Genomic DNA, 22,147 nt, shown 5'->3' with positions numbered 1-22,147 from the left:
TACCAATCATCGCTCTCTCCCAGGAGTTCTCTCATGACCACCGGTTTCGACGCCCCCACCACCGCCATCGACGACATCAGCGGCGACTACACCCTCGACGTGACCCACAGCCGTCTCGGCTTCGTGGCGCGGCACGCGATGGTGACCAAGGTGCGCGGCCAGTTCAGCTCGTTCAACGGCACCGCGACCATCGACGAGGCCAACCCGTCGGCCTCGAAGGTCGACCTCTCCATCGACGTCGCCTCGATCGAGTCCGGCACCGCGGACCGCGACGGCCACCTCAAGTCCGGCGACTTCTTCGACGCCGAGACCTACCCCTCCATCACCTTCACCTCCACCGACGTGAAGCGCGACGGCAACGACTGGACCATCACCGGCGACCTGACCATCAAGGACGTCACCAAGCCCGTCACCATCGAGTTCGAGCAGACCGGCTCGGCCCGCGACCCCTTCGGCAACGTCCGCGTCGGCTTCGAGGGCGAGACCACCATCAACCGCAAGGACTGGGGCCTCACCTGGAATGCCGCGCTCGAGACCGGCGGCGTCCTCGTCTCCGACAAGATCAAGCTCGAGTTCGACGTCTCGGCGATCCAGAGCGCCTGAGCCGCGCTCGCCCAGGCGAGCAGAGCACCCATCGAAGCCCCGTCGGCAGCAGCCGGCGGGGCTTCGGCGTACCTGCTTCGCACCCGAGATGCCTGGAGGGATCCACCCTCAGTCGCGCGGTCGCTTCCCCTTGTAGCCACCACCCGAGCCGCCCTTGCGGTGACCACCGCCGGGGCGGCCGCGGAAGGGGCCGTTGTCGGGCTTGATCTCGATGAGCTTGCCCGAGATCCGCGTCCCGGCGAGGCGGTCGAGGGTGCCGGCGGGCAGGTCGGCCGGCAGCTCGACGACGGAGAAGTCCGGCTTGATGGAGATGTAGCCGAAGTCGCCGCGCGACAGGCCGCCCTCGTTGGCCAGGGCACCCACGATCTGGCGCGGCTCCACCTTGTGCCGCTTGCCGACCTCGATGCGGTACGCCGCCATCGGCGCGCCGCTGCGGGACTCGCGCGGGCCACGGTCGGCCTTGCCGGCGTGGGTGCCGCGCTCCTCGAAGGACCGCTGGCGCGGCTCGGGCTCCGGGTCGAGCAGCAGCGGCTGCTCGCCGTGCATCACCGCGGCGAGCGCCGCGGCGACGTCGACCTCGGACACGTCGTGCGCGTTCACGTAGTGGGAGACCACGTCGCGGAAGAAGTCGATCCGCTCGGGCTGGGTCAGCGCCTCGGTGATCTGGTCGTCGAAGCGCGAGAGCCGGGTGGCGTTGACGTCGTCGACGGTCGGCAGCTGCATCTGGGTCAGCGGCTGGCGGGTGGCCTTCTCGATGGCGCGGAGCAGGTGGCGCTCGCGCGGGGTGACGAAGGCGATCGAGTCGCCGCTGCGCCCGGCGCGGCCGGTGCGGCCGATGCGGTGGACGTACGACTCGGTGTCGGTCGGGATGTCGTAGTTGACGACGTGGCTGATCCGCTCGACGTCGAGGCCGCGGGCGGCGACGTCGGTGGCGACGAGGATGTCGAGCTTGCCGGCCTTGAGCTGGTTGACCGTGCGCTCGCGCTGCACCTGGGCCACGTCGCCGTTGATCGCCATCGCGGAGTAGCCACGGGCCCGCAGCTTCTCGGCGAGCGTCTCCGTCTCGTTCTTGGTGCGGACGAACACGATCATCCCCTCGAAGTTCTCCACCTCGAGGATGCGCGTGAGGGCGTCGACCTTCTGGGGGTACGACACGATCAGGTAGCGCTGGGTGATGGTGGACGACGTCGTGGTCTTGTTCTTGACCGTGATCTCGACCGGGTCGGCGAGGTACTTCTTCGAGATGCGGCGGATCTGCGCCGGCATCGTGGCGGAGAACAGCGCGACGTGCTTGTCGTCGGGGGTGTCGGCCAGGATCGTCTCGACGTCCTCGGCGAAGCCCATCTTGAGCATCTCGTCGGCCTCGTCGAGGACCAGGAAGCGGAGCTCGGAGAGGTCGAGCGTGCCCTTCTCGAGGTGGTCCATGATCCGGCCGGGGGTGCCCACCACGACGTGGACGCCGCGGCGTAGCGCGGAGAGCTGGACGCCGTAGCCCTGGCCGCCGTAGATCGGCAGGACCCGGACGCCCTTCATGTGCGCGGCGTACTTCTCGAACGCCTCCGACACCTGCAGCGCGAGCTCGCGCGTGGGCGCCAGCACGAGCGCCTGCGGCGTCTTCTGGGAGAAGTCGAGCTGGGACAGGATCGGCAGGGCGAACGCGGCGGTCTTGCCGGTGCCGGTCTGGGCGAGGCCGACCACGTGGCGGCCCTCGAGGAGCGGCGGGATGGTCAGCGCCTGGATCTGCGAGGGGGTCTCGTAGCCCACGTCGGCCAGCGCCTTGAGGACCTCGGGCGCGAGGCCGAGGTCGGAGAACGTCTGGTCAGGCCCCTGGGACGTGGCCGGGTCGGGGTGCTCTTCACTCACCCTCCAACGGTAGGGCCTCACGGGTGAACGCGTCATTCCGCGGGCGCGGATAACCACGCGACAGGCCGCCACGTGAGCAAGCACACTCCTGCCATGCCCGATCCCGTTCCCGGCGGCCTCACCACGCGCCCGCTCCAGAAGTCCGACGCCCACGCCGTCTTCGTCCTCATGGCCGCGCAGGAGCAGGCGGACATCGGCGAGGTCGCGATCGAGGAGGCCGACATCGTCAGCGACTGGGCCAGACCCAGCCACGACCTCGCCGGCCGCTCGATCGGCGTCTGGGACGGTGAGACCCTCGTCGCGTACGCCGAGCTGATGGGCGTCGACCGCGCCGACACCGCCGTGCTGCCCAGCCACCGCGGCCGCGGGATCGGGACGTGGCTGGCCACCTGGCTCCAGGACCTCGGCCGCCGCCTCGGCTCGCCGGTCATCGGCATGCCGGTGCCGCAGGGCTCGCCGGGCGACCGGCTGCTCGAGGGGCTGGGATTCCGGGTCCGCTGGACGAGCTGGGTGCTCAAGCTGCCGGAGGGGGCGACGATCCCCGAGCGCGAGCTGCCCGCGGGCTACGCCGTGCGTACGGCCGAGCCGGGTGAGCTCCGCGCCGTGCACGACGTGCTCGAGGACGCCTTCCTGGAGTGGTCCGCACGCGACCGCGAGCCGTTCGAGGACTTCGAGGCGACGACGACGGGACGCCCCGGCTTCGAGCCCTGGAACCTCCGGGTCGTCGTCGACCCCGACGGTGACGTCGTGGGCGTCTCGCTCGTGCTGGTGTCGGACAACGGCCGCACGGGGTACGTCGACCGGCTCGCCGTGCGGGCCGACCAGCGCAACCGCGGCCTGGCCCAGGTCCTCCTCGTCGACTCGTTCGCCCAGGCCCGGGCGCACGGCACCACGACGTCCGAGCTGAGCACCGACTCGCGCACCGGAGCCCTCGGCCTCTACGAACGGGTGGGGATGGTCGCAGACAGCATCTGGGTCAATCGCGCGATCGACCTCTCGTGAGCCACGGAAAACGCGGTGGGGACCTCTCAAGACCGTAGGAATCCGTCAAAACAGGTGGTCTAGACAGGAAATCCACAGGACAGAACTTCGCTAGGTCTGGACGGTTGGTGGCACTAACATCAACTGACGCCGATCGGGTGGCGCCACGGCGGGGGCGTGGGGCCCTTGCCTTCGCTTCAGTGGGGGTTTGACGTGCAAGAGCTACATGCGTTGGTCGTCGAGGACGATCCGGACATCTCGTCGGCGCTGGTGGAGACCCTGGAGGGGGCGGGTTTCCGGGTGACCTCGGCGCGCGACGGCCGCGAGGCGGTCAGTGCCGCCGCCGCCGACCCGCCGGACCTGGTCACGCTCGACCTGACCCTGCCGCACATGGACGGCATCGAGGTCTGCCGGCGGATCCGTGAGACGAGCGACTGCTACATCGTGATCGTGTCGGCGCGCTCCGACGAGGTCGACAAGCTCATCGGCCTCGAGGTGGGCGCCGACGACTTCGTGCTCAAGCCGTTCTCCCCCCGCGAGCTCCGCGCCCGCGTGGCCGCCCTCTTCCGCCGCCCGCGGTCCGGGGCCGCGGCCGAGGAGCCCGCGAGCCAGGCCGCGCCGCACGTGCCCAGCCCCTCGCAACCCTCCGACGAGCCGAGCACGATCTCCGCGGGAGCGGGCCTCGTGATCAACTCGGCGCGGCGCGAGGTGCAGGTCGACGGCACCATCGTCGAGCTCACCCGCATCGAGTACGACGTCCTCGAGTACCTCGCCACCCACCTCTCCCGGGTCTGCACCCGCGAGGAGATGGTGCTGGCGATCTGGAGCAGCGCGCTCACCCACGACCACCACCTCGTGGACGTGCACGTCGCCAACCTCCGGGGCAAGCTGCGCCGCCACTCCGACGCCACCTGGATCCACACGATCCGCGGCATCGGCTACCGGATGGACCGCGAGGGCAGCGGTCCGCAGGACCGGCGCGCCGGCGGTGGGCCCTACCTGGTGGCGCGCATCGACTCCGAGGACTGGGCCCGCGGCCTCGACTTCTGAGCGGACTCCGCACGACGTCCCGGCCACACGCCCGCACGCGGGCGGCCGCGCCTGCGGCGATCGACCTCTCGGCTACCCGCTGCCGCCTACGATCGGCAGCGGGTCGCCCGTGCCCGCCGCCGTCCGTCCGAGGTTTCGACGAGGGCGCGGCCGGGTAGATGACGAATCAACTTGGGAGCAGCACTGATGATGAACGCACGCACAGCCGTGGTCGTCGAGGACGACCGCGATGTCGGCGACGCCATCTCCAAGCTGCTCGACCTGGCCGGCTTCGACGTCCAGGTCGCCCAGACCGGTGCGCACGCGCTGACCCTGATCGGTGAGGGCCGCCCCGACCTGGTCACCCTCGACATGACGCTGCCCGACATCGACGGCGTCGAGGTCTGCCGCCAGATCCGCACCGTCAGCGACTGCTACATCATCGTGATCAGCGGTCGCACGGCCGAGGTGGACCGCCTGATCGGGCTCGAGGTCGGCGCGGACGACTACCTGGTCAAGCCGTTCTCGATCCGCGAGCTGCAGGCACGGGTCGCCGCGCTGTTCCGCCGCCCGCGCTCCACCGACGTGGCACCGTCGGCCGGTCCGGCAGCCGGCACGGTCGTCCCGCCCGTCCCGCGGACGGCCGTCGCGGAGGCGCAGCCCGCGCAGCCCCAGCCCCTGCCCACCGACCCGCTCGGCTGCGACGACCTCACCCTCAACCGCGGTGCCCGCGAGGTGCGCGTGGACGGCTCGGAGCTCGACCTGACGCGCACCGAGTTCGACCTGCTCGCACACCTGGTCAGCAACCCGGGCGTGGTGGTCCCGCGCGAGGACCTCATGCGCGCCGTCTGGGCCAGCGACTTCGTCCCGGACAGCACGCACGTCGTCGACGTCCACCTGGCCAACCTGCGCCGCAAGCTGCGCAAGGCGCGCGCGGGCAACGAGTGGATCCGCACGATCCGCGGCGTGGGCTTCCGCTTCGACCCCTGCTGCGGCTGACCGGCCCTACCTGGCCGACTCGCGCAGGGTCGCGCCGCGGGCGCCACGCACGGTCATCGTCGCGCTCGCCAGCGCGACCGCGCCGAACACGGCCGCCGCGATGAGTGCCAGCACGACCAGCCGCCACGGAGAGATGGCGGCGACCAGGGCCGGGGTCTGCAGCCCCTCGGCGTAGCCCAGGGTGATCGTGCGGAGCACGACGTACTGCGCCAGCGACCCGGCCAGGATGCCCGCGACCGCGGCGCTGCCGAGCACCACCGCGAGCTCGCGCACGACCGCCACCATCACCGAGGACCTCGGCACGCCGACCACGCGCAGCGCGGCGGCGTCGCGGCGCCGGGCCGGCAGCTGCACGGCGGCGCTGACGAAGAGCCCGGCGAGCGCCATCACGAGCACGAGAGCGGCGACGACGGCGTACAGCCGCAGGGCGAGGGCGTACGCGCTCTGGTCCAGGACGCGCCGCTCCTGCGCGAGCGTGGTCTCGATCGTGAGGCCCGCCGCGGTGAGCGCGTCGGTCACCTCGGCGGGTGCACCGTCGCGCTGGAGCACCCGGGTGTCGAGGTTGCTGTTGTAGACGGGCCGGTCGGTGATGAACGAGGAGTAGTCGACGAGGAGGCCGGCGGGTCCGACGAACGGCATGCCCTCGATCTCCCCGACGGGGTCGACCCGGATCAGGCCGAAGCCCTCGTCGAGCTTGGCGAGCGCTGTCTGCTGCACCTTCGGACCCATCAGCGCGGGACGCGCCTCGACGATGCCGCCCGAGGTCAGGCGCGCCATGCCGACGGAGTCGCCGGTGTCGAGGTCGAGGACCAGCTCGCCGCCGGAGACCCGCAGGTCGGTGATCGCGGTGCGGACGGCGGGGTCGGGTGTCGGCACCCAGTCGGCACCGTCGATGGCCCCCGCGACCGGCTCGCCGTCCGCCTCGATGGCCACGACGGAGGCCGTGCCCGACATCTCCATGTTGGTGCCGGCGCCGCCGCCGAGCGTCATCCCCTCGATCGGGCAGGGCAGGTCGCGGCACCAGGGCACCCGGGCCGACCGGGTCGACTCCCCGGGGCCGTAGGGCCCGAGGTAGACCTTGAGCGGGATGCCGTCGCGGCGGCCGAAGCGGACCTCCACCGCCAGCGGCTTGTCGGTCTGCGCGCCGTTGTCGACGGTCACCGAGATGCGTCGTCCGGAGAAGGTCGGCACCTCGCCGGGGGGCTCGATCTCCTCGACGACCTGGTCGACGTCGAGCCCGGGGCTCCACGTCGGCGGCCACGTCGCGACCCTCGCGAGCCGGCTGGCGTCGACGACGGAGAAGGCGGCGCCGGGGTTGAGGACCGAGCCGGCGGCCATCACCCACTCGCCCTCCGGGTCGATGCGGCGCGTCAGCTCGAGCGTCTCGGCGTAGCTGACCGGGGAGTGCCAGGTCGTGTGCGCCGGCGAGACCGTCGCGGCGACGCTCGTGCGCCACGTCGCGGCGGAGTCGTAGACACCCGCACCGAAGACCGCGACGGCGATCGCGGCGGTGATCGGGAGGATGACGAGCGTCCCCTCCTGGCGTCGCGAGATGGCGCGCGAGGAGACGAAGCCGCTGAGCGAGCGGCCCCGCGACCGACGGGTCCACCAGGTGGCGAGCACGGCCGTCAGCCGGGTCGCGAGGAGACCGGCGACCACAGCGAGGAGCACCGGCAGGAGCAGGTCGGTGACGTCGGGGTCCCCGCCGCCTCCGTCGGAGAGCTTGCTGAGCAGCACGGTCGCCGCGAGGGCGACGAGGGTGAGCTGGGCGACGACCGACCAGCGTCGTGCGGCGACGGGACGGCGTACGCCTGCGAGCTGGGACGCCAGCGACTCGCGCACCACCAGCCCGATGGCCACGCAGGCGACGGCCAGGGCGGCGAGGAGGACGGCCGCGGCCGCCAGCCAGCTGAGCGCGGGCACCGGCAGCGGCAGGCCCGGGACCAGCCAGGCGCGCGCGAGCGCCAGGCCGCTGCCGAGGCCGAGCGCGACCCCGAGGGGCGTGGCGATGACGAGCAGCGCGACCGGTTCGGCGAGCCCGAGGCCCCACAGGCGCCGGGCGGTGACGCCGCGCAGCGACGCCAGCGCCAGCTCGGGCACCCGCAGCTCGCTGGCGGCGTTCAGCAGGCGCATCAGCAGCGCGAGGGCGACGAGCACGAGGGAGAGCACGGCCGGCGCGATCGAGCTGCGCGCGGTGGCCTGCTGGGACTCCGTCTCGTCCACGACCGCGGCGAGGTCGTTGGTGCCGTCGTCACGCAGGGTGCCGCCCTCGACCTCGACCGTGGTGTCGTCGGGGATGGCGGCGGCCGACCGGGCGGCGACGGAGAGCTCGGCCGGGGTGATGTCGGCGGGCACGTCGAGGAAGGTGTCGACGCGCACGGTCCAGTCGCCCATCGCCTCGACGGTGCCGGGCGTGGTGAGGATCGGCCCCGGGGAGTACGGCGTGTAGCCGCCACCGGGCTTGTCGCTGACCGTCTCGTTGGTCGAGGTCAGCCGGCTCGGGACGAGCCAGTCGGCGGCGTCGGTCGGCGTGGTGTAGGTGCCGACCACCGTGACGGTCGTGAGGGCGGGCCGGGGCAGCCCGAGTCCCTTGAGCCCCCCGGGCTCGAAGTCGATGAGGTCGAGCTCCTCGCCGACCTCGGCGCCCTTCTGCTCCGCAGCCTTCTGCAGGAGCAGCACCTCGCCGTCGGCCTCGGGGCACCGGCCGGTGACCTCGAGGGTCTCGCACGCGTCGGCGCGCGACCAGAACTCGACCGCGCCGCGCAGGGCCATCAGCCGCTCGGACTGCACGATCGGGACGGTGGTCCCCCACGGCCCCTCGTCGAGGGACTCGGTGGCGGCGACGGCGTCGCGCACGGCGTCGGCCGCGGGCTCCGGGGAGGACGGCGTGAAGACGCGGCTCAGACCGGTGAGCGCGGGGGGTGCCTCGCGCAGCCGCGTCACGACGTAGGAGTTGGTGACCGCCTCGGCGAAGATCGGTCCCAGCACCGCGGAGGCGACCGCGAGGGCGGTGAGGAGCACGGAGCCCGCGCTGAGCAGGGCCCGCGCCCGCAGGCCGCGCAGGATGGCGCCGAGCATCCCGAACCTGGCGGTCATCGGTCCTCCTCCCGCAGCAGGCTGGGTCGGGTCGTCGACGCGCGCACGTTGCGCGCCCGGCCGCCCACCAGGACGACCGCCGCCGCGGCGAGGAGGGCCGGGACGGCGAGCGGGACGAGGTGCGGCGCGGTGTCGAGCGCGAGCCCGGCCACCGGGATCGAGAGCAGGGGCAGCCCGGCGAGCAGGAGGCGTACGGCGAGCCAGCCGCCGGCGACGACCGTGACGAGCACCAGCACCGTCAGGCTCAACAGCTCGGCGCGCCCGGCCCGGCGCGCGGTCCCGGCGGAGATGCCGACGACGCGCAGCGACGCCACGTCGCGGCGGTAGTCGCGCAGGTGGCGGGCCACCCCGGCACCGAGCGCGATCAGCGCCACGAGCGCGCAGGCGAGGGCGGTCAGGGCGTACGCCGCCGCCTGGGCGCCGCCGAAGCGGTCCCCGAGCGACTCCTGGACGCTCGTGCGCGACTGCCAACGGGCATCGGTGGCGGCGGCGACCTCGTCGAGCACCGACCGGGGCGTGCCGGCGCGGGCGACGACCTGGACCTCGGCGGACGGGACGGTCGGGCCGGACCCGACGGCGGCGGTGCGGATGTCGGCGAGGGTGCCGATCGTGCCGAGCAGCGGCATCGACCGGGTCACGCCGACCACGTCGGTCGTGCGGTCGTCGCCGCCGAGGTCGAGGGCCTGCGGCGCGTCCTCGTCGGCGGCGATCACCGGCACCTCGGACCCGCCGAGGTCGATGTCGAGGTCGAGCGGGGCGCCGGGCAGCATCGCGACCTGGAGGCCGTCGGCCCGGTTGACCACGATCTTCTCCGGCAGCTGGTAGTTGCGGAAGAAGTTGTTGTTGACCGCCGACCGGATCGATCCCTGGTCGGGTGCCCAGGACTGGGCGAGCAGGTCGGCGTCGCCGAGCCCGAGCTCGCGGACGAGGATCACGAAGTCGCTGCCGTCGATGAGGCCGCGGCTGTCGCGGTCGACGGTCATCCCGGTGACGACGCAGCCGTCGGCGCAGTCGCGCACGCGGACCGATCGGCTGACGGGGGTCCCGTCCGTGGGGACGTCGATCGTGGCGCTCACCGCGCCGGAGTTGTTGGCGGACGTCACGTAGTCGAGCGTGATCACCGCCCGGCCCCCGCCGACCAGGACGTCCCCGCCGTCCGGCCCCCGGAAGGAGCGCTCCCGCGGCACCCGGATGCCGGAGAGCGTCACGGCCAGGCGGTCGCCGGCGACCTGCACCGGCGCGAGCCCGGTGTCGAGCCCGGGGACCGCGTCGGACGCGGCGCGCGCGGGCGTGCCGTCGTAGAAGTCGCCCACGACGGCGGCCCACCGGGCTGCGTCGACGTAGGCACGGCGCTCGGCCAGGCGGGTCTCGTTGCGCACGATGGCCGTGGTGATGAGGTGCTCGCCCTCCGGGTCGACCCGCTCGGTGAGGTCGACCGCGCCCATCGCGCCGAGGGGGGTGGCGACGATGGTGCGCGCGCCCGGGACCTCGACGGCGGCCTGCTCGTCGGTCCACGTGCTGACGGCGACCGCTCCGCTCAGCGCCAGCGACCCGACGACGGCGGCCGCGACGACGAGGCGCACGGGCGTGACCAGGTCGTCCGCGCGGGCGAGGCGTCGCGCCGCCAGGAACGCACCCAGCCCACGCCGCTCGGTCACCGGGGTCAGCCCGCGCGCGGCGAGGCGTACGAGCCAGATCGCGACCTGGCCGAGGGCGAGGCCGACGAGCGCGGGGCCGAGCAGCACGAGCAGGTCCGGCTCGCCGTCGGAGGAGCGGCTGCGGTACGCCGCGACGCCGGCTCCGACGAGGACGAGGAGGCTCAGGAAGATCGCCAGCGTCGTCGCGCGGCGCGGGCGCCGGCGGGCTGCGACCTGCACGGCCAGCGGCTCGCGCAGCGCGGCGGCCGCGGACGTGCCGACGATCAGCAGCCCGGCGGCCGCGATCGCGACGGCGGCCAGGAGGGCCGGACGGCCGAGGGCGGGCGCGGCGTCGTCGAGCCAGCGACCCGTCGTGACGACGGTGCCCGCGGCGCCGATCGCGAGGCCGACGGCGGTGCCGGCGACGATCGCGAGGAACGGCTCGGTGAGCAGGAGCCGCCACAGCCGCGGCCCGTGGATGCCCCGCAGCCGGGCCAGGCCGATCTCCTCGCGACGGGCGGCGGCGAGCTCGGCGCCGATGCTCGGGACCGCGACGGCCCCGATGAGGAGGAGTGGTGCGGTGAGCCAGCGGGAGGTGCCGGCCGTCTCCGCGAACTGGAGGACGGTGACGGAGCCGCCGACCACGACGGCGGTCATCGCGACGAGCGTCCCGAGCCCACCCCGGCGGCTCCAGGCACCCCGGAGGACTCGGCTCACTGCACGACCCGGCCCTCGTCGAGCGCGATGTGCAGGTCGCAGGCGTCGACCACGGCCGGGTCGTGGGTCGCGACGACGACCACGGCACCCCGGGCGGCCTCCTCGCGGAGCTCGGCGAGCACGATCGCGCGGTTGCCCTCGTCGAGCTCGGAGGTCGGCTCGTCGGCGAGCAGGACGTCGGCCCCGACGACGAACCCGCGGGCGCAGGCGACGCGCTGCATCTGCCCGCCCGACAGCTCCTCGACCTGGCGCTCGCCGAGGTCGGCGATGCCGAAGCGCGCGAGGGCGGCCTCCGCGGACTCGTCGGCGTCGGCCGGGGCGACCCCGCGGGCGCGCAACGCGATGGAGACGTTCTCCCGTGCCGACAGGATCGGGACGAGGCCGTAGACCTGCAGCACGAACGCCACCTCCGGCAGCGGGTCGCCGCTGCCGGTCCACAGGGGCCGGCCGTCGAGCTCGGCGGTGCCCGACGTGGCCTGGAGCAGCCCGCCGGCGATGGACAGCAGGGTCGTCTTGCCCGAGCCGCTGGGCCCGGACAGCGCCGTCACCTTGCCGGCCGGGAACGTGACGCTGACGTCGTCGAGCAGCGTGCGCCCGTTGACGTAGGTGATCGCGTCGAGCCTGAGCTCGGTCACTGTGCGTTCCCCTCGCTGCTCGCGCGGGTGACGATGATGCGTCCCTGCTCGTCGTCCTCGAACCGGACGAGCGTGCCGGGCGGCCACTCGGCGGCGATGTGGCCGGGGAGGTGCAGCACGCCGTCCTCGCCCACGACGGCGTACTCGGACCCGCCGTGGCCCTCGGCGCCGACCCGGCCGCCCTTCATCGTCACGGTGCGCGGGAAGGTCGCGGCCACCTCCGGCTGGTGGGTGACCACGACGATGGTGGTGCCGAAGTCGTCGCCCAGCGAGTGGATCAGGTGCAGCACGTGGTCGCGGTCGGCGTGGCTCAGCTGGCTGGTCGGCTCGTCCGCGAGCAGCAGCCGCGGGGCCGTGGAGACGGCGCACGCGAGGGCGAGCCGCTGCCGCTGGCCGCCGGACATCGTGGACACGACCTGGTCGGCCTGGTCGACGAGGCCGACGCGGTCGAGCAGCTCGGTGTCGGCGAGCGCGTCGTCGCGCGCCCTCCCCGGGAGCGAGAGGCGGGCGAAGGCGATGTTCTGCCGCGCGGTGGCGTACGGCAGCAGGTTGCGCGTCGCGCCCTGGAGCATCGTGGAGACCTGGCGGGAGCGGATCCGGGCGAGGTAGCGCTCGCCCATCCGGGAGACCTCCTCCTCACCCAGGTAGATCTTGCCGGCGCTGGGCTTCTGGATCCCGCCGAGCAGCGCGAGCAGGGTGGACTTGCCGGAGCCGCTCGGCCCGAGGAAGGCGACGCGCTCGCCGGCCCGGATGGTCAGGTCGACGCCGCGCAGCGCGACGACGTCGTGCCCGCCGAAGGTCTTGTAGAGGTGGACGACACCCTCGCACCGGATCCCGAGGCCTCCCGTGCGGGTCTCCTCGACCGTGGCCGTGCTCTCCCGCACGATTCCCCCCCAACTCTCCCGGACAACCGGTTCAAGATACATAAACCGCAGTACGTTGAGCGCATGGTCATCCGGGTCGCGCTGGTCAACGACGACGAGGTCGTCGTCCGCGGTCTCGACGCGATGATGCGCAGCTATGGTCACCGGGTCGAGGTCGTCGAGCTGGTCGCGGGCAGGCCGGTGGGCCAGCCGGTCGACGTGGCGCTCTACGACACCTTCGGGGTGGGCCAGGGCAACGGCCCCGCGGTCCGCCACCTCGTCGAGAACCCGCAGGTCCGCAAGGTCGCGGTCTACACGTGGAACTTCCAGCCGTGGCTGACGCGCGACACCCTCAGCCAGGGCGTGCGCGGCTACCTCTCCAAGAGCCTGCCCGCCGCCCGGCTGGTCGACGCTCTCGCCGCGATCGCCGCCGGCCAGCTGGTGGTGTCCCCCTCGCGGGGACGCTCGTCGCTCGTCGGCGGCGACTGGCCGGGGCGTGAGGAGGGCCTGACGGCTCGCGAGGCGGAGGTGCTGTCGCTGATCACGATGGGGCTCAGCAACCAGGAGATCGCCGAGCGGACCCTGCTCTCGCTCAACTCGATCAAGTCCTACATCCGCTCCGCCTACCGCAAGATCGACGTGGACTCGCGGTCCAAGGCCGTGCTGTGGGGCGTCGAGCACGGCATGCGTGCCGACCGTGTCCGGATCAGCGGGTCCCCCTCGCGGGAGCGGTGACGGTTCACGCCGCCCGCAGCGGACGACCTACCCTCTCCCGGTGACCGAGCAGCACACCCCGACGGAGGGCATCGACCCCGACCGGCTCGCCATCGCCCTCGAGGTGCTGGGCGAGGTGGCCGCGCTCCCGCCCGACCACGACGACGTACGCACGATGAAGCGTGCCGCGTCGTCGATGTACAAGCTCATCAAGAAGCAGCGCCGCGCCGAGATCCGGCAGGAGCGCCTGCGCCACGACCTCGACATCATCGCGCGGACCGCCACCGGGTCGCCGATGCGCATCGACGACGAGACCGCCGGCATCCCGCTCGTCTCGACCACGATGGGCGCCTTCGCCGGCGAGCTGATCACCCCCCGCGGCTGCTACATCTGCAAGCAGGACTTCACCCTGGTCGACGCGTTCTACCACTGGCTCTGCCCGACCTGCGCGGCGATGAGCCACGCCAAGCGCGACCAGCGCACCGACCTCACCGGCAAGCGGGCGCTGCTCACCGGCGGGCGGGCGAAGATCGGGATGTACATCGCGCTGCGGCTGCTCCGCGACGGCGCCCACACGACGATCACCACGCGCTTCCCCAAGGACGCGGTGCGCCGCTTCGCCGCGATGGAGGACTCGTCCGACTGGCTGCACCGCCTCAAGGTCGTGGGCATCGACCTGCGCGACCCCACGCAGGTCATCTCGCTCACCGACGACGTCGCCGCCGACGGGCCGCTCGACATCATCATCAACAACGCCTGCCAGACCGTACGCCGCCTGCCGGGGGCGTACTCCCACCTCATCGACGGCGAGAACGCCCCGCTGCCGACCGCCGAGTCGCTCGGCGTGGACGCGCTGCCGGAGATGGTCACCTTCGACCGGATCTCCGAGGCCCACCCCGCCGCGATCGCCGGCGCCCTGTCGGCCACCGCGGTCGCCCACCACGACGGCGAGACCCCCGAGCACGCGCTCGAGGCGCACAACGCCGCCTCGCTGACCGCCCTCGCCCTCAAGGCGGGCAGCGCGTCGCTGGACGCGCACCTGGCGGGGACGGCGATCGACGCCGGCGGCCTCATCCCCGACATCCAGGACAACAACTCCTGGACGCAGGTGCTCGACGAGGTCGATCCGCTGGAGCTCCTCGAGGTGCAGTTCTGCAACTCGATCGCGCCGTTCCTCATCAACTCCCGCCTCCGCCCGTCGCTGCGCGCGGCCGTGCAGGGCGGGGCGCGCCGGGCGTACGTCGTCAACGTCTCGGCCATGGAGGGCCAGTTCGGGGGACGCCGCTACAAGGGCTCCGGCCACCCGCACACCAACATGGCGAAGGCCGCGCTCAACATGATGACCCGGACGTCGTCCGGCGAGCTGTTCGAGACCGACCGCATCCTGATGACGGCCGTCGACACCGGCTGGATCACCGACGAGCGCCCCCACCACGAGAAGCTGCGGATCGCCGCCGAGGGCTGGCACGCACCGCTCGACCTCGTCGACGGCGCCGCCCGGGTCTACGACCCGATCGTGCGCGGAGAGCAGGGCGAGGACCTCCACGGCTGCTTCCTGAAGGACTACCAGCCCGCCGCGTGGTGACACACTCGCCCCATGAGCGAGCCTGAGTCGATCGAGGACTACTACGCCCGCGTCGCCGCGGCCACCGACGCCGAGGGTCGGCTCGCGGTCCGGGTCGAGGAGATGCCCGGCTGGTTCGTCTACCCCTACGAGCTCGACGGGTTGCGGATCAAGCCGCTCGAGCCTCTCGAGGCGGTCGAGCCGGATCGCCGCGGGGAGGACCCGCTCGACTGCCCGTGCCAGGAGCCGGCGACCCCCGAGCACGCCGCGGCGGTGGCGTGGAGCAACGAGCGCTGGCAGCTCGTCGAGGTCGCCATGAAGCTGCCGGTCGCCTTCATCCTCCGCCCCCGCGCGCACCACGACCTCGCCGACCTGCCCGACGACCTGGCAGCCGAGATGGGCGTGCTGATGGTCGCCGTCGCGGCCGCCGTGGAGTCTCTCCCCAGCGTCGGGCGCTGCCACGTCGGTCGCTACGGCGACGGCGGGGCGCACCTGCACCCGTTCTTCTTCGGCCGACCGGCGCGGATGCCGCAGCTGCGCGGCTCACCGCTGCTGGACTGGGAGGAGAACCTCCCGGACGTCCCCGTCGGCGTGCGCCGCGCGAACGCCGGTCACGTCGGGCGCGCGCTCGTCGCGCGGCTCGGGGGCGACGGCCCGGCGTGGGAGGCCTGACGCCGGTCCCGCCGCCCCCTGAGTGGGGCTAGCCCGCCCGCGTCGCGGTGACGACGCGGTACTCCCAGTCGGCCGCGAAGCTGCCGTCGGTGGCGCGGTCGCTCGCACGACCCAGCGCGACGAGGTCGTCGCGGAAGGCCGCCCTCCCCTGCACGTCGAGCTTCTGCGCGGCGGTGTAGGTCGGGCCGTACCAGGTGAGCATGAAGTCGGCGAACGCCTCCGCGGAGACGAAGCGCTGCGTGACCACGTGCGTCGACGACGTCACGTCGCGCACCCCGGCGCCCAGCAGCTCGCGGACGACCTCCTCGTTGCCCCACCGGGTCGGCGGGAGCGCCACGGCCGGCGGCGGGACGTGCGCCGTCACCGTCTTGAGCAGGCGGCCGATGAACCCCTCGGCGGTCCAGCTCGCCACGCCGATGCGCCCGCCGTGCCGGCAGACGCGGACGAGCTCCGCGGCGGCGCGGTCGTGGTCGGCGGTGAACATGACGCCGATCGCCGAGACGACGGCGTCGAAGGAGGCGTCGGCGAAGGGCAGCTCCTCGGCGTCGGCGACCTCGAACGCGATCGGCAGCGCCTCGGCGGCGGCGCGACGGCGCGCGACGTCGACCAGGCTCTCGACGTAGTCGATGCCCGTCACGTCGCAGAACATCCGGGCCGCCTCGATCGCCACGTGGCCGGTGCCGGTGGCGACGTCGAGGACCGAGGTGCCCGGCCGTACGCCGGTGTCCTCCAGCAGGTGGGCGGCGAGCGGCACGGTGAGCCAGGCGATCTTGCCGTAGTCGCCGTTGTTCCAGATGAGGTGCTGTGCCGCCTTGAGCTGCTGGAGCGGGGTGGGGTCAGTGTGGGCCTGGGTGTGGGCCTGCGTGTTCGTCTGCGTGTTCGTCATCGTGTGTCCTTCTGCGGAGAGGGACCGGCGGGCGCCGGACCGGTCATCAGGTTCGGTCGCGCCGGCGCCGTCCCACATCGGCACCGCCCCCGCATGTGTGCCGTCCGCGGTCCCCATGCGGGCACCCCGAACCCCCACCACGCCCCGCAGATGGGGGGCGCTCCCCCATGTGCCGGGGACCCGTCGCCCCTAGCGTCGACCCATGGCCCAGCAGCACCAGCGCGACGGTGTCGGGGACGGCCGTCGAGGACTACTCTCGGCCGTGTCCGACCCCGGTCGCGCCGCCCACCACGCGCCCGGGGCGCTGAGGGAGGTGGCCCTGACGATGCACCACAGCGAGGCGCCACGCCTGCTCGAGCGCGAGCGCGAGCTCGACGTGCTGCGCGAGGGCGTACGCCAGGTGCGCGACGGCCTCGGCGTGGGGATCGCCGTGGCCGGCGAGAGCGGCACGGGCAAGTCGTCGGCGATCGCGGCGGTGGTGCGCGAGGCGGCGGGGCTGAGGGTCCTGCGGGGGCAGTGCGACCCCCTCGGCACCCCCCGGCCCCTCGGTCCGTTCCGCGACCTCGGGATGGCCGACCTGCTGGCCCGGGCCAGCGCGGACGAGGTCCACCTCAGCGAGACCGCCGGCGCCGTCCTCCGCGAGCTCGCCGCCGAGCCGACGGTCCTCGTCGTCGAGGACCTCCACTGGGCCGACGCGGCGTCCACCGACGTGCTGCGCCACGTCGTACGCCGGGTGGAGACGGTCCCGGTCGCGGTGCTGGTGAGCTATCGCGACCTCGAGATCGGCCCGCGGCACCCCGCACGCCGGCTGCTCGGCGACTTCGCCGCCCTCGACGGCCTGCGCACCCTGGCCCTGCGGCCCCTGTCGGTCGACGGGGTCGCCACCGCGGTGGACGGATCCGGGCTCGACCCGGTGCGGGTGCATGCGCTGACGGGCGGCAACCCGTTCTACGTCGCGCAGGTCGCCCAGGAGCCCGACCGTCCCCTGCCCGACTCCGTCCGCGACACGATCCTGGCCCGTACGGCCGACCTCGAGCCCGAGGACCTGGAGACGCTGCAGCTCATCGCGTGCTCGCCGGACGGGCTGGACGACCGCCTGCTCCCGCTCGTCGGGGTCGACCTCGACGAGCTGCGCCGCCTCGACCGCACCACGCTCCTCGTCCGCACCGAGCACGGCATCGCCTTCCGCCACGAGCTCGCCCGCCAGGCGGTGGAGACCACCATCCCGCCCGGGGGCGCGCCCCGCCTCCACCACCGCCTGCTGGTGTCGCTGGAGCAGGTCGACCTGCCCAGCCCGGCCACCCTCACCCACCACGCGCTGGGGGCCCGCGACGCGGCGCGGACCCTCGTCCACGCCCGCGAGGCCGCGTCCGAGGCCGTCGCGGCAGGGTCGAACGCCGAGGCGGCAGCCTTCCTGGAGGTCGCGCTCGACCACCTTCCCGGCGGGGCGCCGTCACTCGAGCGCGCGCAGCTGCTCATGCAGCTCGCCCAGCAGCTCTACGTCACCGCGCGGCTCCCGGAGTCCGCGGCCGCCACCCGCGCCGCGATCCCGCTGTGGCGCGACGCCGGGCGGCTCGACGGGGTCGCGGAGGCGCACGCCGTGCTCAACGTCCTGGAGTACCAGTCCGGGCGGCGGGCCTCGAGCAACCGTCACGCCGCCCAGGCCCAGGAGCTCGCGGACGGCCTGGACTCCCCCGAGACGGTCGCGCGGGTCCACGCCGACGCGGGGATGGTCGCGCTGGTCAACAGCGACCTCGCACGTGCCGTGGCCTGCGGACGGCGTACGACCGAAGCGGGCGCTGCGGCCGGGTCGGAGGAGCACGTGCTCGCTGGCCGGCTGCTCGTCGAGGGCGTGGCGTGCATCTGCGGCGAGCCCGGCGCCCGGGAGCGGGTCGCGGAGCTGGTCGGCACCGCCCGCCGCCACGGCTGGGACGAGACGGCGTGGCGGGGCTACATCATGCTCACGATCCACGCCATGGACCGCGGCGAGCTGCGCACGATGCAGCGCGTGGTCGAGGAGACGCTCGTGCACACGCACGGACGCGACCTGCGCAACGCGACCCTCTGGCACCTGTCGCTGCGCGCGATCCTGCACGCGCGCGCGGGTCGGTGGAGCGCCGCTCGGGAGGACGCGGAGGAGGTGCTCGCGAGCGGTGCCTGCGACGGCTCCATCTGGCCGCACGTGGCCCTCGCCACGGCCGCGTTGCGGGTCGGCGACCAGGACCCCGCACCGCACCTCGAGCAGGCGTGGCGGCTCGCGCGGACGCTCGACGAGCCGGGCCGCTACCTGCCCGTCCTCAGCTGCCTCGCCGAGGCGATGTGGCTCAGCGGGACGCCCGACGACCGGGTGACGACGTTCGCCGTCGAGCACCTGCCGGCGCTGTGCACCGCCGACCAGGTCTGGCCGGTGGGCGACCTGGTGCTCTGGCTGCGGCGCGTGGGGATCGCCGTCGAGCCGGGGCCCGACCTGCCGGTGCCGCACCGGGCGTCCCTCGAGCGTCGCACCGCGGAGGTCGCGACGTGGTGGCAGCGCTCGGGCAACGTGTTCGACGAGGCGATGGCGTACGCCGACTCCCCGGACGCCGAGGACCGGGTCCGCGGCGTGGTGCTGCTGGACCGACTCGGCGCCATCGGCACCGCCGACCGGCTGCGTCGCGAGCTGCGTCGCGACGGGTTGGCCAGCGTCCCCAGCCGGCCGATCGAGTCCACCCGCGCCAACCCCGGCGGCCTGACCAACCGGCAGCTCGAGGTGGCCCGCCTCGTGGCGCGCGGCCACACCAACAGCGAGATCGCCGCGCAGACCTTCATCTCGACCAAGACCGCCGAGCACCACGTCTCGGCGATCCTCGCCAAGCTGCAGGTGGCCAACCGCCGCGAGCTGCTGGTCCGTGCCGGCGAGCTCGGCCTGGACTGAGGCCGGACCGGCGTCAGGCGCCGGGCCCCGCGATGGTGACCACCCATGCGATGCCGAAGCGGTCGACGAGCATGCCGACCTCGTGCCCCCACGCGGCGGCCGCGAGGGGCTGGCGGACCTGCCCGCCCTCGGCCAGCGCGTCGAACCACCCGCGAAGCTGCTCGGCGTCCTCGGCCGAGCCCGAGAGGCTGACGGCGACGCTGTCGCCGACCTGCACCTGCGTCCCTGGTTGGACGTCGGCGCCCGTGAGCACGATCCCACCCGGGGTGACGAGCAGGGCGTGGCCCACCAGGTCCCCGAGCGGTCCGTCGCTGCCCAGGTCGGTGTACGACGTCACGCTCAGGTCCCCACCGAGGACCGAGGCGTAGCGCTCCATCGCCTCACGGGCCCTGCCGTCGGCGAAGCCGAGGTGGGGGTTCGCCACGACCGACGACGCGGCCTCGCCCGTGGCGTACAGGTGCTCCCACCGCAGCGACCCGGGTCTCGGTCGCGGGAGGAGCGGACCGGGCTGGTGCGGCGTCGCCGGTGCGCTCCGGCCGGTCAGGATCATCGCCGGACTCCCACGTCCGCGCGTGCGTCGCTCATCGTTCCCTCCCCAGGGGTGCGTGTGCCCGCACACCACACCACCCAGGGACACCGACGAGGCACACCCGAGGGGCGGACGTCCGGTGGATTACCCCTGATGGGGTACGTCGGGGCGGCGCTCGGCGTAGGTCCCGTAGTACTCCGCGTGCTTGACCCGCGCGTCCTCGGCAGCCCACTCCGACTCCTCGTAGTCCGGAGCCGCCTTCACCTGGTCCTTGCTCATGCTGATGATCACGCGGCGGGCGTCGTGGTCCATGCCCACGACGACGCCGGCGGGGATCACGCGCTGCTTGCCGAAGATCCAGAACCCCGTGTCGACCACCAGCCACTGCGCGGCCGTCTCGGTGCTCGCCGCGGCGACCTTGCCGATGCTCCCGCCGTCGGCCTCGACCTCGTAGCCGACGAGGTCGCGGTCCTCGCTCCATTCACTGTCGCGATAGCTCCAGATGGTGTCATTCATGTGCGCCTCCCAGGATCTGGTCGTGCCGGACCCTCGACGCAACCACGCCGCCCCCGCCCCGGACACCACCCGCGGGGAGGGGTGCCCGTCCACGTCGGTGGAAGCGCACATCTCCGTTGGCGAGACGTTCGAGTCGGAACCGGGGGTCGTGGACCCGATGGTGATGATGACTGCAGAGCAGCTCGCCGTCCGCGAGGTCGGTGCGCCCGCCTTCGGACCACGGGTCCCGGCGATGGTGGGCCTCGCACCAGACGCCCGGGACGTCGCACCCCTCGGCGCGGCAGGTCCGGTCGCGGACGAGGAGGGCCTTGCGCTGGGCGGCGCTGAAGAACCGACGGCTGCGGCCCAGGTCGAGGGGGAGGCCGTCGCCCCCGAGGACGGCCGGGAGGATCGCGGCGGTGCACGCGAGTCGGCGTACCTCGGAAGCCGTCAGCCGGTCGCCGGTCAAGTCGTCACCGGGCACGAGTCCCGAGCCGATGAGGTCGGCGGCTGCCAGCTCGGCCCTGAGCGAGGCGAGCGGGATCGTGACGACGACCGTTGTCGCGTCGCCACCGTGGAGCGGCAGGCGACGGGGGTCGATCGCCTCGAGGAGCTGGCCCAACGCCTGGCCGAGGCGCTTGGGGTACGGCGCCCGCGTGACCCGGGCGGACGCGCCGGCCTCGCTGTCGGCCTCGGGGTCACGCCTGCCGCTGCGCGGGTTGGTGAATGCCTCGAGGTAGGTCGCGAACCTCGTGCCGAGTGCGTCAGGGACCCGACCGGAGATGCGGGTGGTGCCGTCGCCGAGGCGGCGCATGGTGAGGCGGATCCGGTCGGCAGCCTGGCCCTCGAGGTCGGCCAGCCGGGCGGCTTCAAAGGCTTCGGCGATCTCAGGGGCGACGACGTCGAGGATGTGACGTCCGATCCGGCCGATCTCCTTCGGCCCGAACACTGCGGCCTGTGCCACCAGGTGCGCCTCGGCGCTCAGCACCGTGTCCGCATCGATGGACGCAGGGAGAGCGGTGAGCGCTCGGTGGATGACGTGCGCCTGCGCCAGCGTCACCGAGCCGTCGCGCATCCCTCGAGCCACGAGAGTCCGGTCACGGTCGAGCGCGCCCGCGAGGGCCAGGTCGGCGCGGGCGTCCGCGAAGCGGGTGCGTGTCTCCTTCGCGAGCCACCCTGCCGCGTCCTTCGCCGCGGTCTCCTGCGCGAGGTCGCCGGCGTCGCCCAGGATGCGCAGCCGCAGCTCAGCCACCTGTGACTCCGCCCGGACGAGCTCGACGAGCGCGGCAGCCTTGTCAGCGGTCGTCATGAACGTCGGGTTGACGTCCGCCACGGACTTCAACGTGGACCGTACGTCGGTGGCCGCTGCCACGATCGGGTGCAACGCCTGCTCGGTCACGGTCGGCCTCCTCTCGACGACGGGTCGTCACGCGCACGCGTGACTGACAACGGTCGTCGCTCCTGGAGGCCCGGGAACCGAGCTATCACTCACCCTCGCAACTCGCCCCTTCACAACCGGGAATGCGCACCGTCTGGACGGTGGCCCGGGGGCTGAGGACGTAACCGCGATCCTACCCCTGAGCGACACTATTCGTCAATGTGTTCGATGGCTTAAGTTTCGGGACACCGTAGCCCGATGGCGGCGGAATGGGCTACGTCCGACAGGCACCAGTTGGTGCAGCAGCCCCGTTGAATGTCGGAGGTCGTTCCTAGACTCAAAGAATGAGTCGATACAGCGGTGGGTGCACCGCGCCAGTCCTAGGCCACATCCGCGGGGGCGGTGCCGACTGCCCTGTCCATGGATATGGCAGGTCGCAGTCCTACTACCCGCCGCCGATCAACTACCGCCATCCGGCTCCTCGCGCGACCGGCGCCGGTGGAGGCGTGAGCGGCGGAAGGACGGGCTCTACCCGACCGCGCTGGTCCTCGAGCACTTCGACCGTTACCTAC

At 73.3% G+C, this 22,147-nt stretch carries 17 protein-coding genes; 8 read left to right on the top strand and 9 right to left on the bottom strand.

Annotated features, from left to right (window positions below; translation table 11 throughout):
• Nucleotides 1-33: 33 nt before the first annotated feature.
• A complete protein-coding gene (locus tag F4692_RS07765) occupies nt 34-603 on the top strand; it encodes a YceI family protein (protein WP_179619124.1) in 570 nt (189 codons plus the stop codon).
• Nucleotides 604-711: 108 nt separating this feature from the next.
• Here F4692_RS07765 and F4692_RS07760 read toward each other — a convergent pair whose 3' ends face one another.
• Entirely contained in the window at nt 712-2,466 is a 1,755-nt protein-coding gene (locus F4692_RS07760; RefSeq protein WP_308645212.1) for a DEAD/DEAH box helicase, read from the bottom strand.
• A 93-nt stretch (nt 2,467-2,559) separates the two neighbouring features.
• Between F4692_RS07760 and F4692_RS07755 the strand changes: the two genes are divergently transcribed.
• From F4692_RS07755 to F4692_RS07745, 3 genes are all read left to right on the top strand, one after another.
• Nucleotides 2,560-3,468 carry a GNAT family N-acetyltransferase gene (locus tag F4692_RS07755; protein WP_179619122.1) on the top strand — a complete coding sequence of 303 codons (909 nt, stop codon included), beginning with the start codon at nt 2,560-2,562 and terminating at the stop codon, nt 3,466-3,468.
• A gap of 192 nt (nt 3,469-3,660) precedes the next feature.
• Nucleotides 3,661-4,497, top strand: a complete 837-nt coding sequence (locus tag F4692_RS07750) for a response regulator transcription factor (RefSeq protein WP_179619121.1) — start codon at nt 3,661-3,663, stop codon at nt 4,495-4,497.
• Between the two features lie 189 nt (nt 4,498-4,686).
• A complete protein-coding gene (locus F4692_RS07745; protein ID WP_179619120.1) occupies nt 4,687-5,475 on the top strand; it encodes a response regulator transcription factor in 789 nt (262 codons plus the stop codon).
• Nucleotides 5,476-5,481: 6 nt separating this feature from the next.
• Here F4692_RS07745 and F4692_RS07740 read toward each other — a convergent pair whose 3' ends face one another.
• Genes F4692_RS07740 through F4692_RS07725 form a run of 4 tightly spaced genes read right to left on the bottom strand, consistent with a single transcriptional unit; the run spans nt 5,482 to nt 12,444 of the window.
• On the bottom strand, nt 5,482-8,571 hold the full coding sequence (locus tag F4692_RS07740; protein ID WP_179619119.1) for an FtsX-like permease family protein: 3,090 nt from the start codon (nt 8,569-8,571) through the stop codon (nt 5,482-5,484).
• A complete protein-coding gene (locus tag F4692_RS07735) occupies nt 8,568-10,865 on the bottom strand; it encodes a hypothetical protein (RefSeq protein ID WP_179619118.1) in 2,298 nt (765 codons plus the stop codon). The genes F4692_RS07740 and F4692_RS07735 overlap by 4 nt, the downstream gene beginning before the upstream one ends.
• A 56-nt stretch (nt 10,866-10,921) precedes the next feature.
• Nucleotides 10,922-11,560, bottom strand: coding sequence for an ABC transporter ATP-binding protein (locus F4692_RS07730; protein WP_179619117.1), 639 nt, complete (start codon nt 11,558-11,560; stop codon nt 10,922-10,924).
• A complete protein-coding gene (locus tag F4692_RS07725) occupies nt 11,557-12,444 on the bottom strand; it encodes an ABC transporter ATP-binding protein (protein WP_308645211.1) in 888 nt (295 codons plus the stop codon). The genes F4692_RS07730 and F4692_RS07725 overlap by 4 nt, the downstream gene beginning before the upstream one ends.
• A 63-nt stretch (nt 12,445-12,507) precedes the next feature.
• On the opposite strand from F4692_RS07725, the gene F4692_RS07720 reads away from it, so the two are divergent.
• Genes F4692_RS07720 through F4692_RS07710 form a run of 3 tightly spaced genes read left to right on the top strand, consistent with a single transcriptional unit; the run spans nt 12,508 to nt 15,373 of the window.
• Nucleotides 12,508-13,158 (top strand): response regulator transcription factor, encoded by a 651-nt coding sequence (locus tag F4692_RS07720; protein WP_179619115.1) that lies wholly within the window; start codon nt 12,508-12,510, stop codon nt 13,156-13,158.
• Between the two features lie 40 nt (nt 13,159-13,198).
• Nucleotides 13,199-14,722 (top strand): SDR family NAD(P)-dependent oxidoreductase, encoded by a 1,524-nt coding sequence (locus F4692_RS07715; protein ID WP_179619114.1) that lies wholly within the window; start codon nt 13,199-13,201, stop codon nt 14,720-14,722.
• Nucleotides 14,723-14,734: 12 nt separating this feature from the next.
• Complete coding sequence (locus tag F4692_RS07710; RefSeq protein WP_218858359.1) at nt 14,735-15,373, top strand: hypothetical protein; 639 nt, start codon at nt 14,735-14,737, stop codon at nt 15,371-15,373.
• A gap of 28 nt (nt 15,374-15,401) precedes the next feature.
• Here F4692_RS07710 and F4692_RS07705 read toward each other — a convergent pair whose 3' ends face one another.
• A complete protein-coding gene (locus F4692_RS07705; protein ID WP_179619113.1) occupies nt 15,402-16,259 on the bottom strand; it encodes a class I SAM-dependent methyltransferase in 858 nt (285 codons plus the stop codon).
• A gap of 202 nt (nt 16,260-16,461) precedes the next feature.
• On the opposite strand from F4692_RS07705, the gene F4692_RS07700 reads away from it, so the two are divergent.
• Nucleotides 16,462-19,173: an ATP-binding protein gene (locus tag F4692_RS07700; protein ID WP_218858358.1), complete on the top strand. Its 2,712-nt coding sequence runs from the start codon at nt 16,462-16,464 to the stop codon at nt 19,171-19,173.
• A 13-nt stretch (nt 19,174-19,186) separates the two neighbouring features.
• On the opposite strand, the gene F4692_RS07695 is transcribed toward F4692_RS07700, so the two are convergent.
• From F4692_RS07695 to F4692_RS07685, 3 genes are all read right to left on the bottom strand, one after another.
• Nucleotides 19,187-19,723 carry a VOC family protein gene (locus tag F4692_RS07695; protein WP_179619112.1) on the bottom strand — a complete coding sequence of 179 codons (537 nt, stop codon included), beginning with the start codon at nt 19,721-19,723 and terminating at the stop codon, nt 19,187-19,189.
• 123 nt (nt 19,724-19,846) lie between these two features.
• Nucleotides 19,847-20,218, bottom strand: coding sequence for a PRC-barrel domain containing protein (locus tag F4692_RS07690; RefSeq protein ID WP_179619111.1), 372 nt, complete (start codon nt 20,216-20,218; stop codon nt 19,847-19,849).
• A complete protein-coding gene (locus F4692_RS07685) occupies nt 20,211-21,596 on the bottom strand; it encodes an HNH endonuclease signature motif containing protein (RefSeq protein ID WP_179619110.1) in 1,386 nt (461 codons plus the stop codon). Before F4692_RS07685 ends, F4692_RS07690 begins: the two co-directional genes overlap by 8 nt.
• Nucleotides 21,597-22,147 lie beyond the last annotated feature (551 nt).

Origin of the sequence: Nocardioides cavernae (assembly GCF_013410035.1) — a bacterium.
Lineage (GTDB): Bacteria > Actinomycetota > Actinomycetes > Propionibacteriales > Nocardioidaceae > Nocardioides > Nocardioides cavernae_A.
The sequence above is the reverse complement of the archived record's forward strand: the minus strand, read 5'-3'. Positions and strand labels throughout refer to the sequence as shown.